The sequence below is a fragment of the Bowmanella denitrificans genome, assembly GCF_039522935.1.
GTDB lineage: Bacteria > Pseudomonadota > Gammaproteobacteria > Enterobacterales > Alteromonadaceae > Bowmanella > Bowmanella denitrificans.
In genome coordinates this window covers 36,786-53,107 of the sequence record NZ_BAAAEI010000008.1, presented here as the reverse complement: position 1 = coordinate 53,107, position 16,322 = coordinate 36,786, and the positions used below count along the sequence as shown (strand labels likewise).

Sequence of the window (16,322 nt, the reverse complement as noted above, 5' to 3'; positions counted from 1 at the left end):
TATGCCGCAAAGCCTGATGGGGGAAAATCTGCAGCGTTTGTTCCAGTTACGTCACGATGTGCGTGGCATGCGCCCTTATGATTTGGGTTTGTTGCTGATCGCTCTGGCGCTGATGTCGGTGGGTATGATCGTCGTTACATCGGCATCCATGCCCGCAGCGGCGCGCATTTATGACAATCCTTTTCACTTTGCTATCCGACACGGTATTTATATGGGTATAGCCATGGTGGCGGCACTGGTCACCATGCAACTGCCCATGCGCTGGTGGCGTACCTTCAATGGTTGGCTGCTGTTATTGGCTATTCTGTTGTTGTTGGCGGTGTTGCTGGTGGGGCGGAATGTTAATGGCAGTACTCGTTGGCTGGCACTGGGGCCAATTACCATCCAGGCTGCTGAACCGGCCAAGCTATTTTTCTTCTGTTACCTGGCTGGCTATTTGGTGCGCCGTTATGAAGAAGTGACTGAAAACCTCAAAGGCTTTATCAAGCCATTGGGGGTGTTGTTTATTCTGGCCTTGCTGCTTTTGATGCAGCCGGATCTGGGTACCGTAGTGGTGATGTTCGCCACCACTATAGGTCTGTTGTTTCTGGCCGGGGCCAAGCTTTGGCAGTTTTTTGGTTTGCTGCTCAGTGGGCTGTGCGCCGTGGTTGCACTGATTGTATTTGAAGAGTACCGCCTTAAACGTATTACCGCTTTTCTGGATCCCTGGGCGGATCCCTTTGGCAGTGGCTACCAATTGACTCAGTCACTGATGGCCTATGGGCGGGGGGATATATTTGGCCAGGGTCTGGGTAACAGTCTGCAGAAACTGGAATATCTGCCTGAAGCCCATACCGATTTTATTGCCGCCATTTTGGCAGAAGAACTGGGCTTTGTCGGTATCTGCGCGGTACTGGCATTGTTGCTGATGTTGGTATTGAAGGCCTTGCGGCTGGGTAACCTGGCGTTACAGCAGGGGCGGCCATTTGAAGGCTATCTGGCCCATGCCATTGGTATCTGGTTCAGTTTCCAGACAGCCGTTAATGTCGGGGCCAGTGCAGGCATTCTGCCCACCAAAGGGCTGACCTTGCCATTGGTCAGCTATGGTGGTAACAGCCTGATTCTGATGGCCATGGCGGTCGCCCTGCTACTCAGAATTGATTTTGAATTGCGTATGGACGGTGTCCAGGCCCTGAGTGACCGTAAACGGGGTAAAGTGTCATGAGTGGCAGGATTATGATTATGGCCGGTGGCACTGGTGGGCATGTTTTCCCGGGGCTGGCGGTGGCTGATTGGTTAGCGGCACAAGGCTGGCAAATCCACTGGCTGGGCACTGCACAGAAGATGGAGGCCAAGGTTGTTCCCGCCGCAGGTTATCCTATTAGTTTTCTGAGCATCAGTGGAGTGCGGGGTAATGGATTGCTGAGACTGCTCAAAGCGCCATTTAGTATTGTCCACGCCATCTGGCAGGCAAGACGCGCAATCAAGGTCTTTAAACCGGATGTGGTATTGGGCATGGGCGGTTTTGCCAGCGGCCCCGGGGGCATGGCTGCCTGGTTGTGCGGAATACCTTTGCTTGTTCATGAACAAAATGCCGTGCCAGGTATGACCAACAAATTACTCAGCCGCCTGGCGAGAAAAGTGCTGAGCGGTTTTGATCAGACCTTTAAGCCCGGCGCGAAAGTGGCATGGGTGGGTAATCCAGTACGTCGCAATATTATGCCAAAGCCATATCGCCAAATCGAAGGCAAAGTGCATGTGCTGGTGGTGGGAGGCAGTTTGGGGGCTAGAGCCCTGAATGAACAGTTACCCGCACATTTTGCCGGCCTGCAGAATATTGAGATTCGTCATCAATGCGGTGGCGGACGACTGGCAGAAGCCACTGATGCTTACCGTCAGCATATGGGCCAGCAGAATAACTGGCAGGTTGAAGAATTTATTCAGGATATGGGGCAGGCCTATGCCTGGGCAGATTTGGTGATCTGCCGTTCTGGTGCACTTACCGTATCGGAAATCGCCAGCAGTGGTTTGGCGGCAATTTTCGTTCCTTTACCCCATGCTGTGGATGACCATCAGACCTGTAATGCACAGGTGTTGGTGCGTGCCAACGCAGCTATTTTAGCCCCTCAGCCAAGTCTGACCGGGGAACAGTTTAAACAGACCTTGATGCAGTTACTGCATGATCCGGCAAAACTGGTGGAGATGGGCCAGAGAGCCCTGAGTCAGGCTAAGCCGGATGCCACTGAAAAGGTGGCGCAGTATTGCAAACAACTAGCGGAGCAACAGGCATGAGCAGTACCGCCAATTACACCGTTCCGGAGATGCGCCGAATTAAACGCATTCATTTTATCGGCATTGGTGGTGCCGGAATGGGTGGCATTGCCGAAGTGTTACTGAACGAAGGTTATCAGGTATCCGGCTCCGATCTGGGTACAAATAGTATGACCGCCAGGTTGGAAGGATTGGGGGCCAGGATTTTTATCGGCCACCAGGCAGACAACGTGCGTGATGTGGACGTGGTCGTGGTGTCCAGTGCCATCGACAAACAGAATCCGGAGATTCAACTGGCCAGAGAAAACCGCATTCCGGTGATTCGCCGTGCCGAAATGCTGGCAGAACTAATGCGTTTTCGTCATGGTATCGCCGTTGCTGGCACCCATGGTAAAACCACTACCACCAGTCTTATTGCTACCATCTTCGCCCATGGCGGGCAGGATCCCACGTTCGTGATCGGCGGCTTACTCAACAGTGCCGGCACCAATGCCAGGCTGGGCAGCAGCCGTTATCTGATTGCCGAAGCGGATGAAAGCGATGCGTCCTTCTTGCATCTGCAGCCGATGGTATCCGTGGTGACCAATATCGAGGCAGATCATATGGATACCTATCAGGGTGACTTTCAGAAGATGGAAGACACCTACGTAGATTTCCTGCACAACCTGCCTTTTTACGGCCTGGCGGTCGTTTGTGGTGACGATCCGGTTATTCGCAACCTGCTGCCAAGAATTGGTCGTCAGTACCTCACTTACGGTTTTGAGGATGGTGTGGATTACCGGGCAGTGGATCTAACCCAGGGCTTTAATCACAGTTGTTTTACGGTGGAGAAAAAGTCTGGTGAACGCTTTGATGTGAAACTCGGTTTGCCTGGGCGACATAATGTGCTGAATGCGCTGGCAGCAATTGCCGTGGCACTGGAAGAAGGGCTTGAACAAAACAAAGTGGTGGAAGCATTGGCTTCTTTCCAGGGCATCGGGCGGCGCTTTGAATATCTGGGCGAATTTGACAGCGGTAACGGTCAGGTGGTGTTGGTGGACGATTATGGTCACCATCCTACTGAGGTGGAAGCCACCATCGCTACCGCCAGAAGCAACTGGCCTGACAAACGTCTGGTGATGGCCTACCAGCCACATCGATATTCCCGTACCCGCGATTTATACGAAGATTTTGTCCGGGTCCTGTCGCAGGTGGATTTGTTGCTACTGCTGGAGGTGTATTCGGCTGGCGAAGCGCCCATCGAAGGAGTGGACAGTAAAGCCTTGTGCCGCTCTATTCGCCAGCGTGGCCAAATAGAACCCGTATATGTCAGCAGTCCACAGGAATTACCGGCCATTCTGGCGCCATTGCTACAGGATAACGATCTGCTGATGACGCAGGGTGCTGGCAACATAGGTAAGCTGGCGAAGGACCTGCAAAAAATGCAACTGAATGTAACGCAGATGGCTAAGGAGAACCTTGCATGAAGGTTGCTGAGTTCGGCAAAGTCGCGGTGCTGTTTGGTGGCACCTCGGCGGAGCGTGAAGTGTCGCTAAAATCCGGTCAGGCAGTGCTGAACGCGCTTAAAAGCCAGGGCGTGGACGCTTATGCATTTGACACGGCCAGCCAGCCTCTCACCGAGCTGGTGAACCAGCACTTCGACCGGGTGTTGATCATGCTGCACGGCCGGGGTGGTGAAGACGGAACCCTGCAGGGGGCACTGCAACAGTTGGCTATCCCTTATACCGGTTCCGGCGTACTTGGCTCTGCTTTGTCCATGGACAAAGTACGCAGTAAGTGGATATGGCAGGCCTTGAATTTACCTACTGCCGAATACCAAGTTATTGATAAATCCAGCTTTAATGCTGAACACTGCGCAGATATAATGGTCCGTTTAGGCGGCATTGTAATGGTCAAGCCAGCGAATGAAGGCTCCAGTATCGGCATGACCAAGGTCAGTGATGCAGGACAATTATCCGCAGCCATAGAGCAAGCCTTTCAATATGACCACCAAGTGTTGGTGGAAAGATTTATTGTTGGTCAGGAATTTACCGTCAGCCTGCTGGGCGAAAGGGCGCTACCGTCTATCCGCATGCAAACTCCCAGGACGTTTTATGATTATGAAGCCAAATATCAGGCTTCCAGTACGGAGTATTTTTGTCCCAGTGGTTTGGATGTAGAAACCGAAAGCGGTCTGGCTGAGTTGGCCCGCCGGGCCTTCACTGCAGTAAATGGCAGTGGTTGGGGACGAATCGATTTTATGCAGGACCAGGCCGGGCAGTTTTATTTGCTGGAAGCCAATACGGTTCCTGGTATGACTGAGAAAAGTCTGGTGCCTATGGCCGCCAAACAAGCTGGGATGAGCTTTGCAGAGCTGACCCTGGAAATTCTGGCAACCTCGGAGGTTAGCCGGTGAATGAGTTACAGGTCCTGCCTGAACCGGCCCGTGGGCCGCAGTTGTGGTGGGGCATGGTGTTTCTGTTAGTGGTACTGGTGGGGATGGGGTATGCGGCATACCGCCTGAATGTGTGGCTGGATGATGAACAGCAATTACCGGTGCGGGATATAAAAGTATCAGGTGAACTTAAATACCTGGTGAAGCAAGACGTTGAAAACGCGATTAGGAAGAATCAGCCAGGCAGCTTCTTTGAGCTGGATATTGAGCGCGCCCTGCTGGATATCGAGGCCCTGCCTTGGGTGTACCGGGCCTCAATTCGTAAGGACTGGCCAAATAATCTGCATGTTCACGTGGTGGAACAGCAGGTAGTGGCCAACTGGAATGATGATATGTTGCTGAACAGCCAGGGCGGCACCTTTAATGCCGCGCAACCAGAAGGGTTGGTATTACCCAAATTGTATGGACCACAAGGTAGCGAGCAGACAGCATTACAGGGCTTTCGGGCGATGCAGGCTTTATTGGCTCGCTCTGGGGTGTCGGTAAGTGAATTGGTGCTGACAGAGCGATTTGCCTGGAATCTGCGTTTAGACAATGGGCTGGGTTTAAACCTGGGCAGGGATGAGTTTATCGACCGCCTTCAGCGCTTTGTGGATATCTATCCGCTGCTGAAGAAGGATGAGCGCCGGGCCGAATACGTGGACCTTCGCTATGACACAGGCCTGGCCGTGGGATGGCAGAAAACAACGGCCGAGATCAGCAAAGGCTGACTGGCAGATAAGATTAACCGTAAACAGACAATACAGCAGACAGCGTAGTGAGAATGAACATGCCGGTGGCAAAGGTAACAGATCGGAATTTGATCGTAGGTCTGGATATAGGTACCAGCACTGTAAAAGCAGTGGTGGGCGAAGTGCTGGACGACGGCGGTATTAGTATTGTCGGCGTTGGGACGCATATGGCCCGTGGCATGGACAAGGGCGGGGTGAATGATCTGAACCTGGTGGTGCAGTCGGTGCAGAGCGCTATTAATGAAATGGAATTGATGGCTGATTGTCGGGTGTCGTCAGTATTTATGGCAATTTCCGGCCGCCACGTACAGTGTCAGAATGAAAGCGGCATGGTGCCCATTAATAACAAAGAAGTGACTCAGGAAGATGTCGACAATGTTATTCACGCCGCTCGCAGTGTGCCTATCGCCGCTGAGCGACGCCTGCTACACGTGTTGCCGCAGGAATTTACTATTGATGTGCAGGAAGGGATTAAAAATCCAGTGGGGATGTCCGGTGTGCGTATGGAAGCTGAGGCGCACATTATTACCTGCGCAGATGATATGGCGAAGAATCTGGTCAAGTGTGTGGAACGCTGTGGATTGCACTCGGATCAACTGATTTTTTCTGCCCTGGCGTCAAGCTATGCGGTACTGACCGACGACGAAAAAGAATTGGGCGTGTGTGTGGTGGATATTGGTGGTGGCACTATTGATATCGTGATTTACACCGACGGCGCTATTCGTCATACCGCGGTGATTCCGGTGGCTGGCAATCAGATAACCAGCGATATCGCCAAGATTTTCCGTACCCCCATCAGCCATGCTGAAGAAATTAAAATTAACTATGCCTGTGCCTTGAAAAACATGGTCAGCATGGAAGAAAGCATTGAAGTGCCCAGTGTTGGCGGCAGGCCGTCACGGGCTATGTCCAGGCATACCCTGGCTGAAGTGATTGAGCCTAGGTACCAGGAATTGTTTGAATTAGTGCACGACCAGATCCGTTCCAGCGGTCTGGAAGAGCAGATTGCTGCCGGTATTGTGCTGACCGGCGGAACGGCCAAGATGGAAGGCGCAGTGGAATTTGCCGAAGAGCTGTTCCAGATGCCGGTAAGAGTGGGGCGACCACTGAATGCCAAGGGCCTGTCGGAATATGTAGAGGATTCAACCTTCGCCACAGTGGTGGGGCTGTTGCAATATGCCAAAGATCATATGCGTGCCAAGCAATTGGCCCGACAGAAGTCATCAGATGGCCTATGGCACAGGATACAGAGTTGGTTTAAGGGCGAATTTTAAGCCCTGAATTGAAAAAGATGTCTAGCGGGGTGCGGTTAACGCCAAGGACCGCACGTTGTGAAGCAAAAACCGGAGAGAAAACATGTTTGAATTAATGGATAGCCACGGTGATGAAGCCGTAATCAAAGTCATAGGTGTAGGTGGCGGTGGCGGTAACGCTGTAGACCACATGGTTTCGCACAACATTGAAGGCGTGGAGTTTATCGCCGTCAATACCGATGCCCAGGTGCTGCGCAGTTCCAAGGCCAATGTCACCCTGCAAATCGGTTCTGGTGTAACCAAAGGCCTGGGGGCCGGTGCCAACCCTATGGTTGGGCGTCAGGCCGCCGAAGAAGATGGCGAGACCATCCGTCAGAGCCTGGAAGGAGCCGACATGGTATTTATCACCGCCGGTATGGGCGGTGGTACAGGAACCGGCGCCGCGCCAGAAGTCGCCCGTATTGCCAAGGAAATGGGGGTACTGACAGTGGCAGTGGTCACTAAGCCTTTCCCATTCGAAGGACGTAAGCGTATCGAATATGCGGAGCAGGGCATTCAGGAGTTGTCCAAATATGTGGACTCACTGATCACTATCCCCAACGAAAAGCTGCTGAAAGTGATGGGGCGGGGCACGCCGCTGTTGAAAGCCTTCAGTGCTGCAAATGACGTACTTCGCGGTGCAGTACAGGGGATTGCCGAACTGATTACCCGTCCTGGTCTGATTAACGTCGACTTTGCTGACGTGCGTACAGTAATGTCTGAAATGGGCAAAGCCATGATGGGCAGCGGCACCGCAACAGGTGAAGACCGTGCCGAAGAAGCAGCAGAAGCGGCCATTGCCAGTCCGCTGTTGGAAGATATCGATTTGTCGGGTGCCCGCGGCATTCTGGTCAATATCACCGCGGGTCCGGACTTTGCTATTGACGAGTTTGAAACAGTCGGTAATGCAGTGAAAGCCTTTGCCTCTGAAAATGCTACTGTGGTGGTGGGAACTGTTATCGATATGGAGATGTCTGATGAACTGCGCGTGACTGTGGTAGCCACCGGTATCGGCGCAGAACGCAAACCGGAAATCTCTTTGGTCAGCAACCGCCAAACCAGCACAGGTGGTCGCTACATGCCTGAACCGAGCGAGTTTAAGCTGAGTCAGGAAGGGACTGGTGAGCGGGTCAGCAGCATGCGTGAGCCTGCTGTACGCAGCAACCACAATGTGGAAGAAAAGGCCGAGTCTAACAACGATTTGGAATATCTGGATATTCCTGCGTTTCTGCGTAAGCAGGCGGACTAACAGGCAAAAATATTGGGATGGCTGTAGCAAAACTGTCATAAGTGGCAAGAACTCGTTGCATTTCTTGAACTTGCCTCAATATGATGTTTTGACATTGCGTGGTCTAACCACTAAAATGCCTGCCCTTTTGTGTTTTGGTTAATTATTGAGCTAAGGCGAGATGATCAAACAACGTACCCTGAAACAGCCAGTGCAAGTGACAGGAATTGGTCTGCACAAAGGTGACAAGGTCACCATGACTCTCCGGCCCGCGCCCGTGAACACAGGGATCCTGTTCCGTCGCGTTGACCTTGAGCCTTATGTGGACATTCCTGCCCGCGCCGATGCGGTAGGGGATACCATGTTATGTACATGCCTTAGTAACCAGGAAGGTGCCAGCATTTCCACGGTGGAACATCTGGCGTCAGCTCTGGCCGGTATGGGCATTGATAATATTATTGTTGAAGTCGATGCCAATGAACTACCCATTATGGATGGCAGTGCCAGTCCTTTTATATTTCTGCTGCAGTCGGCAGGAATAGAGGAACAAAAAGCGGCCAAGAAGTTTATCCGGGTAACCAAAACCGTGCGCGTGGAAGACGGTGATAAGTGGGCAGAACTGCGCCCTTATGATGGTTTTCGCGTTGATTTTCGCATTGATTTCGAGCACCCGGTGATTAGCCAAACCCGCCAGCATTTGGTGATGGACTTTGATACTGCGTCTTACATCGACGAAGTCAGCCGGGCCAGAACCTTTGGCTTTATGAAAGACCTGGAATATATGCATGCCCACAACTTGGCGTTGGGTGGCAGTATGGAAAACGCCGTAGCATTGGACGAATACCGGGTACTCAACCACGAAGGCTTGCGTTATGAGGATGAATTCCTTAAGCATAAGATTCTGGATGCCATCGGTGATTTGTATCTCGGTGGTCACAGCATTATCGGCGAGCTTTGCGCATACAAAACCGGCCATGGTCTGAACAATAAGTTGTTGAACAAGTTGCTGGCCATGCAGGATTGCTGGGAATTTGTCAGCTACGAGTCAGACGAGAAAATGCCTATCCGATTTGGTGCGCCATTACTGGCAAATTAAACCTCAGAAATTAAAAAATGCCGCCATCGCGGCATTTTTTCTTTTGATTTAAATAAATTCTTTTGTAAACAATTGGTTATACTTTGTTGGCAAGTTCAATGCATGGCCAAGAGTAGCAAGTGGAAAAATTGACGTTTTGCATATTATCCCTGGTTATTATCCTGAATGCGTCTCCTGGCTTTTTTTTGGCGTAGAGTCGGTTTAGAATCGACCCGAGCCGTAACGAGAATAACATCCGATGAGTCTGACCCTGGTAATCAGAAGTAAAAAGATACGCCTTCGATATAATCTGTCAAAACGGCAGCTTATTGCCGCTGTTGTCGTGACGCTGGGGCTAACTCTGATTGCTGGCCGCTCCACACAGGATCCTGCCGATGCACAGGCCAGGGTAAGTTTTGCCCAAACAGGTCTGATCAAGCAAAAAGAAGAAGTGGAACTGTTGAAAGAAACCACTCAGCAGCAATTAACCGGCATGTTAATGAAACTGGGTGAAATGCAGGGGCAACTGCACCGTTTGAATGCCCTGGGAGAGCGTTTAGCCAGTGAATCTGGGCTTAACAGCGAAGAATTTAACTTTTCCGAGTTGCCTGCTATGGGGGGGCCATCCCACGACATGCTGGATACGGAAGTGCAGGCTGCCAGTGATGTTATGTTACAAATAGAAAAAATGCTGGCACAACTGGATAGCAAAACTAAGCAACTTCAGGCCCTTGAATCCATTCTGTTGAATCACCATATTGAAGCGCAGAGCTATTTGGCTGGCAGGCCGATAAATAGTGGCTGGCTATCTTCGTACTATGGTGTTCGCAAAGATCCTTTTACTGGTATGCCAGCTATGCATAAAGGGCTGGATTTTGCTGGTCAGGAAGGCGACGCGGTGGTGGCCACCGGTGCCGGACTGGTAACCTGGGCTGGAGAGCGGTATGGTTACGGCAATTTGGTCGAAATTGAGCATGGAAACGGTCTGGTAACACGTTACGGCCATAATAAGGAATTGGAAGTCAAGGTAGGGGATGTGGTGACCAAAGGTCAGGCTATTGCTGTGATGGGCAGTACCGGACGTTCCACCGGCGCGCATGTGCATTATGAAGTGATGCAACATGGCCGACAGATAGACCCTTTGCCATTCGTCTATCGTAAATCCCAGGGGTGACCCACGGGTAATGCGGGTTGCAACCTGCTGCAAATGGGATTTTCCTGATCCTTAATGCGCAATCGGCTTAAAGCCGATTGTTTTGTTTGGAATTAGATTAAAAAGAATTGGAAGCCGTTTACGCATGTTTTCTAGTATTCTCACAAAGATTTTTGGTAGCCGAAACGAACGCACACTAAAGAAACTGGGTAAGGTCGTTGAGCAAATTAACCAGTTGGAACCCGAATATGAAGGTTTCAGTGATGAGCAGTTAAAGCAGAAAACCAGCGAGTTCAAAGAGCGACTGGAAAAAGGCGAAACCACTAACGATATTCTGCCCGAAGCTTTTGCGCTGGTGCGCGAAGCCAGCAAGCGTGTATTTGGTATGCGCCATTTTGATGTGCAGATGATTGGCGGTATGGTGCTGCAGGAAGGGCAGATTGCTGAAATGCGCACAGGTGAAGGTAAAACCCTGACCGGTACCTTGAGTTCCTATCTGAACGCAGTTACCGGCAAAGGGGTACATGTTATTACCGTGAATGATTACCTGGCCCGCCGTGACGCTGAGTGGAGCCGCCCATTGTTTGAATTTCTTGGTCTTACCGTAGGCTGCAATGTACCCGGTATGAACCATGAGCAGAAAAAAGAAGCCTACGCTGCCGACATTACTTACGGTACCAACAACGAATTCGGCTTCGACTACCTGCGTGACAACATGGCGTTTCGCCCCGAAGACAGAGTGCAACGCCCGCTGCATTACGCGGTAGTGGATGAAGTTGACTCTATCCTTATCGATGAAGCCCGTACCCCGCTGATTATCTCTGGTCAGGCAGAAGACAGTTCAGAGCTGTACAAGCGCATCAATGCCATTATTCCTGAGCTGAAATTGCAGGAAAAGGAAGATGAGGAAGGCCAGGAAGGTGATGGCGATTTCACCATAGATGAAAAAGCCAAACAGATTCACCTGACCGAACGTGGCCAAGTACGTATTGAAGAGATTATGCATAAATACGGTCTGTTGCCTGAGGGCGAGTCCTTGTATGCGGCCGGCAATATCTCGCTGATGCACCATGTTAACGCGGCATTGCGCGCGCACAAGCTGTTTAGCCGCGATGTGGATTACATAGTTAAAGATGACGAGATCGTTATCGTTGACGAGCATACTGGTCGTACTATGGAGGGCCGTCGTTGGTCTGAAGGTTTGCATCAGGCGGTGGAAGCAAAAGAAGGGGTGCGCATTCAGCACGAAAACCAGACCCTGGCGTCTATTACCTTCCAGAACTATTTCCGTTTGTACGACAAACTGGCCGGTATGACCGGTACGGCAGACACCGAAGCCGCCGAGTTCCAGCAAATTTATGGCCTGGATACCGTGGTTATTCCCACCAACAAACCCATGATTCGTGATGATCGGGCTGACCTGATTTACCTGACAGCGGAAGAGAAATACGAAGCCATTATCGCTGATATCAAGGAGTGCGTGGAAAAAGGCCGACCGGTATTGGTGGGTACAGTGTCTATCGAAAACTCCGAATTGCTGTCCAATGTACTGAAAAAAGGCAAAATCCCGCACAAGGTACTGAACGCCAAGTTCCATGCCCAGGAAGCGGATATTATTGCCCAGGCTGGTCGTCCGGGGGCCGTGACAATTGCCACCAATATGGCCGGTCGAGGTACCGATATCGTATTAGGGGGCAACTGGCAGGCTGAAATCGATAAGATTAACGACCCCAAGCCGGGCACTGTGGACAAAATCAAAGCTGAATGGCAGGAGAACCATGACAAGGTGATTGCTGCCGGAGGCCTGCATATTATCGGTACCGAGCGCCATGAATCGCGTCGTATCGACAACCAATTACGTGGTCGAGCAGGTCGTCAGGGTGACCCAGGTTCCTCGCGCTTCTATCTGTCGCTGGAAGATTCGTTAATGCGTATCTTTGCGTCTGAGCGTATGGCCAATATGATGAAACGCTTGGGCATGGAACGTGGCGAAGCCATTGAACATCCTTGGGTAACTAAAGCCATTGAAAACGCCCAGCGTAAAGTTGAGCAACGTAACTTCGATATTCGTAAGCAGTTACTGGAGTTTGATGATGTGGCCAATGACCAGCGTAAGGTCATATACGAGCAGCGCAACAGCCTGCTGGACGAAGGTGACATTAGCGAAACCATCAAGGCCATACGTACCGATGTGGTGGATGACACCATCAGCCAGTTTATTCCTCCGCAGTCTCTGGCGGAAATGTGGGATGTTCCGGGCTTGCAGGAACGTATCAAATCTGACTATTTGCTGGATCTGCCAATTCAGAAATGGCTGGACGAAGACGACAAACTGTTTGAAGAAACGCTGCGTGAACGTATTCATGAGCAGATCGACGCTGCTTATCAGGCCAAAGAAGAAATGGTAGGGGCACCGGTACTGCGCCAGTTTGAAAAAGCCATTATGCTGCAAACGCTCGACAGCCATTGGAAAGAGCATTTGGCGGCCATGGATCACCTGCGCCAGGGCATTCATTTGCGCGGTTATGCACAGAAGAACCCTAAGCAGGAATATAAGCGCGAGTCTTTTGAACTGTTTGGCCAGATGCTGGAAAACCTTAAAACTGAAGTGGTTAACGTACTGAGTAAAGTGCAGGTACGTGCCGAGTCCGATGTACAAGCCGTGGAAGAGCAGCGCCGTCGTGAAGAAGAAGCCATGCGTCTGCGCATGAAGGAACAACACGAATCTGCCAGTCAGCCGCAGGCTGCCGAGGTGCGTGAAGGCCCTAAAGTTGGGCGTAACGACCCATGTCCATGCGGATCGGGTAAAAAGTATAAACAATGCCATGGCAAGCTGTCTTAAGCTTACTGGTTTGCCAAGCGCTAACGCATAAATAAGGCCGGGATATCCCGGCCTTTGTCTTTGGAGAATTGAATATGAAAGTGGTCCAAGTGGCGGTGGGTGTGATCCTGCGTCAACAACAGGTGTTTATTACCCTGCGCGACCCAAGCCTGCACCAGGGCGGCAAATGGGAATTTCCAGGGGGTAAAGTCGAAGCCGGTGAAACTGTGACCCAGGCGCTTATCCGCGAGTTGCAGGAAGAGGTGGGCATTGAAGTGAGCAGCTCACAACCCTTTATGCTGATAGAGCATGACTATGGCGACAAACAGGTGAAACTGGATATCCACCTGGTCAGCGACTTTCGCGGCGAACCCCATGGCCGTGAGGGGCAGCAAGGTCGTTGGGTGGATGTGTCGGAATTGGACACTTACCAGTTTCCTGAGGCTAATATGCCTATTCTTAGTAAGTTGGCAGAAATAAGTCGTCAGTAGGCAGGGGAAAAGAGCGCTTTAACACGCTCTATTATTGCTTAAAAAATTCATCGCCCTGTTGGGCCAGCATGGCCTCAATATCTTCAATATCCGGTAACTGAGTTTCGGCATCGTTGCTGGGGCCGCAGGGGATAGTCTTTTGTTCCTCGGCCCATTCGCCTAAATCAATTAACTGACAGCGTTTTGAGCAGAAGGGGCGGTAAGGGCTTTGGGGACCCCATTCCAGTTCGGTCTGGCAGGTAGGGCAGGTAACTTTCATAGCAAACTTGGCCTTTTTGTCTTGTGGGTCGGGATTTATCCCGACAATTAACATAGCTGTTTCTGAGAAGGGGACTCAAGCAATCTGATTGTTTGTCGGGATAAATCCCGACCTACCTAACAGCAGGCCAGCTTAAACTGCACCATACTTTCCATGGCGACCTGGCCTGCCTCTTCGGGGTTAAACATCATAAAGCGGATGGCATAGCGGTATTTGTTGCCACTCAGGGTCGGGAAATAACCCTGATCGGTGCGGCAGTATACCCGGATCACTTCATTTTTGTCGTCGGCCACACCCTGATAGAAGCCTTTCTCCGCGTTGATGGCTTCAAAGCGGCCGCGTTCACGTAAAAAGGTCAGGGTCATATCTATGGCATTTTGCATCAGCGCAAATTCACTGAACCAGCCTTTGAGGGCCTGAAGTTTAATGTCGTTGTCCTGGCGTAACCAATAATGCAGGTTCGGCAAATCAAAGCTACAAGTGCCGCCGGGGATACTGAAGCGCTGGCGGATGGACATCAGAAATTTTTCTTCACGCAGTGCTGAACCAAATTTTCTGGCATTTTTCAGTTCATCACGCAGTGCCAAGACCTTTTGCTGAGCCTGACGCAGGGCATCCAGATCAATGTTGGGGTGCTGGGCCCAAAACTGCAGATTTTTTTCATGCAGCTCCACGTCTTTTAACAGATCGGTACGCACATCCACCCGTTCTGACAGGTCCAGCAGGGTAAACAAAGACTCGATAAAACGCACATACTGCCAGTCTTCCGTGGCACTGATGCTCTGGCCAAGCTGTTTGAATAACTGCTCCAGGCGCAAATAGGTGCGCACCTTTTCATTGAGCGGAAATTCATACACTGCCTGGTTCATTGCCTTACCTCGTCGTATTGACCTGCCTGTCTCACCTCAATTGCCTATGACAAAATCACAGACCTGAGCATAATACTAGCACTACAACGTAAATGCCGATTTATTTCAAGCTTTTAGCTTGGTAATCCGGCTGAGGTAATAGGCGTGGAGCTTGTCTACCTGCTCTATCAGGTTATTTATCGTGCCGTTGTTATCGATAATGTCATCGGCAGCAGCCAGACGTTGGCTGCGGCTTGCCTGCGAAGCCAGTATCGCATCTACTTGATCAGCACTGACATTGTCTCTGCTGATAACCCTGGTACGTTGCACCGATTCCTCCACATCCACCACCAGAATTCTATCCACCAGACTTTGCAGTTGGTTCTCCACCAGAAGTGGTATGGCCAGGATACAGTATGGGGAACGTGCTGCCGCCGTGCGCTCTTGCATTAATTGTCTGATCAGGGGATGCAGTAATTCGTTGAGCCAGGTTTTATCTTGAGGATGGGAAAAGATACGCTCGCGCAACGCCTTTCTGTTTAACTGACCGTCGGCTTGAAGCATATCTTTGCCAAAGTGCTGTGCAATTTTAGCCAGCGCCGGTGCGCCGGGTTCAACCACTTCCCTGGCCAGGATATCCGCGTCTATGATCTCAATACCTTTAGCGGCGAACAGATCCGAGACTTTGCTTTTGCCGCTGCCTATACCGCCAGTCAGCCCAATTATCATAGGGCGCTGTCTGGTCATGACAAAATCCACTGCCAATAGATGTCGGCAATAGGTTCACCATATAAAAGGGTTAACAAGCCGGCAATGGCCAGGTATGGACCAAATGGAATAGCCTGACCCTTGTCCTTACCTTGGATACTTAGCACCAGGATGCCGATAATGGCCCCAACAAAAGACGACGCCAGAATTACCATTGGTAGATACTGCCAGCCCAACCAGGCCCCCAGGGCAGCCAGCAGCTTAAAATCCCCGTGCCCCATGCCTTCCTTGCCGGTTAGCAGCTTAAAGCCCCAATACACTGACCACAAACTGAGGTAACCGGCCACCGCACCGATAATAGCATCCATCGGGCCCACAAATAGTGACTGGGTGCTGGCTAACAGTCCCAGCCATAATAACGGCAGGGTAAGCTGATCTGGCAACAGCATTTTATCCAGGTCGATAAAGGTCATTGCAACCAACAGCCAGGTAAATAGTAAAGCCGCTAACAATGGCCAGCCAAACCCCCAGTGCCAGGCCATCCAGGCCGACAACAGGCCGGTGAGCAGTTCCACCATGGGGTAGCGGGCAGAGATGGGCGTGCCACACTGACTGCACTTGCCCCGTAATAGCAGCCAGCTTAGCAACGGGATATTTTCCCAGGCGCGAATTTTATGCCCGCATTTAGGGCACTGCGAGTCGGGCTTGACCAGATTATAGGGCGCTGTGGCCTGGGCCTGCTCCGGATGGAAATAGCTTTGGTATTCATATTGCCAGCTACGTTCCAGCATAATCGGCAGGCGATGGATCACCACATTCAGAAAACTGCCCACCATCAACCCGATAATCAGCACAAAGATAATTAATGCGGTTGGGGAGCTTTGCAGTAACAGAAAAATATCGGGCATGATTAGTTGTCAGTTGTCAGTTGTCAGTTGTCAGTTGTCAGTTGTCAGTTGTCGGTTGGTTTTCTACTTAGTGCTTATATCAGCGGCTTTTCCACCACCAGCAAAAGTCTGTTGATTTATATAA

The 16,322-nt window shown here is 51.1% G+C and carries 15 protein-coding genes; 11 read left to right on the top strand and 4 right to left on the bottom strand.

Going from position 1 to position 16,322, the window contains the following annotated elements; all coding sequences use genetic code 11:
* The first annotated feature begins 1 nt into the window (after position 1).
* The 11 genes from ftsW (at position 2) to mutT (ending at position 13,475) form a co-directional block, all read left to right on the top strand.
* Positions 2–1,204: a cell division protein FtsW gene (ftsW, locus tag ABD028_RS09230; protein ID WP_425542094.1), complete on the top strand. Its 1,203-nt coding sequence runs from the start codon at positions 2–4 to the stop codon at positions 1,202–1,204.
* Positions 1,201–2,271, top strand: coding sequence for an undecaprenyldiphospho-muramoylpentapeptide beta-N-acetylglucosaminyltransferase (murG, locus tag ABD028_RS09225; protein ID WP_343844384.1), 1,071 nt, complete (start codon positions 1,201–1,203; stop codon positions 2,269–2,271). Before ftsW ends, murG begins: the two co-directional genes overlap by 4 nt.
* On the top strand, positions 2,268–3,716 hold the full coding sequence (gene murC, locus ABD028_RS09220) for a UDP-N-acetylmuramate--L-alanine ligase (RefSeq protein ID WP_343844383.1): 1,449 nt from the start codon (positions 2,268–2,270) through the stop codon (positions 3,714–3,716). The genes murG and murC overlap by 4 nt, the downstream gene beginning before the upstream one ends.
* On the top strand, positions 3,713–4,645 hold the full coding sequence (locus tag ABD028_RS09215; RefSeq protein WP_343844382.1) for a D-alanine--D-alanine ligase: 933 nt from the start codon (positions 3,713–3,715) through the stop codon (positions 4,643–4,645). Before murC ends, ABD028_RS09215 begins: the two co-directional genes overlap by 4 nt.
* Positions 4,642–5,394 (top strand): cell division protein FtsQ/DivIB, encoded by a 753-nt coding sequence (locus ABD028_RS09210; protein ID WP_425542092.1) that lies wholly within the window; start codon positions 4,642–4,644, stop codon positions 5,392–5,394. The genes ABD028_RS09215 and ABD028_RS09210 overlap by 4 nt, the downstream gene beginning before the upstream one ends.
* Positions 5,395–5,447: 53 nt before the next feature.
* The gene (gene ftsA, locus ABD028_RS09205) at positions 5,448–6,689 is read left to right on the top strand and encodes a cell division protein FtsA (RefSeq protein ID WP_425427698.1); all 1,242 of its coding nucleotides are present in this window, start codon (positions 5,448–5,450) and stop codon (positions 6,687–6,689) included.
* A gap of 82 nt (positions 6,690–6,771) precedes the next feature.
* Positions 6,772–7,956 carry a cell division protein FtsZ gene (gene ftsZ, locus ABD028_RS09200; protein ID WP_102797239.1) on the top strand — a complete coding sequence of 395 codons (1,185 nt, stop codon included), beginning with the start codon at positions 6,772–6,774 and terminating at the stop codon, positions 7,954–7,956.
* Positions 7,957–8,116: 160 nt separating this feature from the next.
* Positions 8,117–9,031: a UDP-3-O-acyl-N-acetylglucosamine deacetylase gene (lpxC, locus tag ABD028_RS09195; RefSeq protein ID WP_102797238.1), complete on the top strand. Its 915-nt coding sequence runs from the start codon at positions 8,117–8,119 to the stop codon at positions 9,029–9,031.
* Positions 9,032–9,269: 238 nt separating this feature from the next.
* Entirely contained in the window at positions 9,270–10,184 is a 915-nt protein-coding gene (locus ABD028_RS09190) for a M23 family metallopeptidase (protein WP_102797237.1), read from the top strand.
* A gap of 124 nt (positions 10,185–10,308) precedes the next feature.
* Positions 10,309–13,005 (top strand): preprotein translocase subunit SecA, encoded by a 2,697-nt coding sequence (gene secA, locus ABD028_RS09185; protein WP_343844379.1) that lies wholly within the window; start codon positions 10,309–10,311, stop codon positions 13,003–13,005.
* Between the two features lie 74 nt (positions 13,006–13,079).
* A complete protein-coding gene (gene mutT, locus ABD028_RS09180; RefSeq protein WP_343844378.1) occupies positions 13,080–13,475 on the top strand; it encodes an 8-oxo-dGTP diphosphatase MutT in 396 nt (131 codons plus the stop codon).
* 31 nt (positions 13,476–13,506) lie between these two features.
* Here the strand turns inward: mutT and yacG are convergent, their stop codons facing one another.
* The 4 genes from yacG to ABD028_RS09160 all read right to left on the bottom strand — a co-directional run bounded on the left by yacG (position 13,507) and on the right by ABD028_RS09160 (position 16,198).
* Complete coding sequence (gene yacG, locus ABD028_RS09175) at positions 13,507–13,734, bottom strand: DNA gyrase inhibitor YacG (RefSeq protein ID WP_102797324.1); 228 nt, start codon at positions 13,732–13,734, stop codon at positions 13,507–13,509.
* A gap of 116 nt (positions 13,735–13,850) precedes the next feature.
* Positions 13,851–14,603 carry a cell division protein ZapD gene (zapD, locus tag ABD028_RS09170; RefSeq protein ID WP_102797234.1) on the bottom strand — a complete coding sequence of 251 codons (753 nt, stop codon included), beginning with the start codon at positions 14,601–14,603 and terminating at the stop codon, positions 13,851–13,853.
* A gap of 105 nt (positions 14,604–14,708) precedes the next feature.
* Positions 14,709–15,329 carry a dephospho-CoA kinase gene (gene coaE, locus ABD028_RS09165; RefSeq protein WP_343844375.1) on the bottom strand — a complete coding sequence of 207 codons (621 nt, stop codon included), beginning with the start codon at positions 15,327–15,329 and terminating at the stop codon, positions 14,709–14,711.
* Positions 15,326–16,198: a prepilin peptidase gene (locus ABD028_RS09160; RefSeq protein ID WP_343844374.1), complete on the bottom strand. Its 873-nt coding sequence runs from the start codon at positions 16,196–16,198 to the stop codon at positions 15,326–15,328. The genes coaE and ABD028_RS09160 overlap by 4 nt, the downstream gene beginning before the upstream one ends.
* Positions 16,199–16,322: the final 124 nt, after the last annotated feature.

Bases quoted from the DNA above. Each gene is read 5' to 3' on its own strand.
- lpxC (WP_102797238.1), top strand. From the start codon at position 8,117: ATGATCAAACAACGTACCCTGAAACAGCCAGTGCAAGTGACAGGAATT.
- murG (WP_343844384.1), top strand. From the start codon at position 1,201: ATGAGTGGCAGGATTATGATTATGGCCGGTGGCACTGGTGGGCATGTT.
- ABD028_RS09190 (WP_102797237.1), top strand. From the start codon at position 9,270: ATGAGTCTGACCCTGGTAATCAGAAGTAAAAAGATACGCCTTCGATAT.
- mutT (WP_343844378.1), top strand. From the start codon at position 13,080: ATGAAAGTGGTCCAAGTGGCGGTGGGTGTGATCCTGCGTCAACAACAG.
- yacG (WP_102797324.1), bottom strand. From the start codon at position 13,734: ATGAAAGTTACCTGCCCTACCTGCCAGACCGAACTGGAATGGGGTCCC.
- ftsW (WP_425542094.1), top strand. From the start codon at position 2: ATGCCGCAAAGCCTGATGGGGGAAAATCTGCAGCGTTTGTTCCAGTTA.
- ABD028_RS09215 (WP_343844382.1), top strand. From the start codon at position 3,713: ATGAAGGTTGCTGAGTTCGGCAAAGTCGCGGTGCTGTTTGGTGGCACC.
- zapD (WP_102797234.1), bottom strand. From the start codon at position 14,603: ATGAACCAGGCAGTGTATGAATTTCCGCTCAATGAAAAGGTGCGCACC.
- murC (WP_343844383.1), top strand. From the start codon at position 2,268: ATGAGCAGTACCGCCAATTACACCGTTCCGGAGATGCGCCGAATTAAA.
- ftsA (WP_425427698.1), top strand. From the start codon at position 5,448: ATGAACATGCCGGTGGCAAAGGTAACAGATCGGAATTTGATCGTAGGT.
- ftsZ (WP_102797239.1), top strand. From the start codon at position 6,772: ATGTTTGAATTAATGGATAGCCACGGTGATGAAGCCGTAATCAAAGTC.
- coaE (WP_343844375.1), bottom strand. From the start codon at position 15,329: ATGACCAGACAGCGCCCTATGATAATTGGGCTGACTGGCGGTATAGGC.
- ABD028_RS09160 (WP_343844374.1), bottom strand. From the start codon at position 16,198: ATGCCCGATATTTTTCTGTTACTGCAAAGCTCCCCAACCGCATTAATT.
- secA (WP_343844379.1), top strand. From the start codon at position 10,309: ATGTTTTCTAGTATTCTCACAAAGATTTTTGGTAGCCGAAACGAACGC.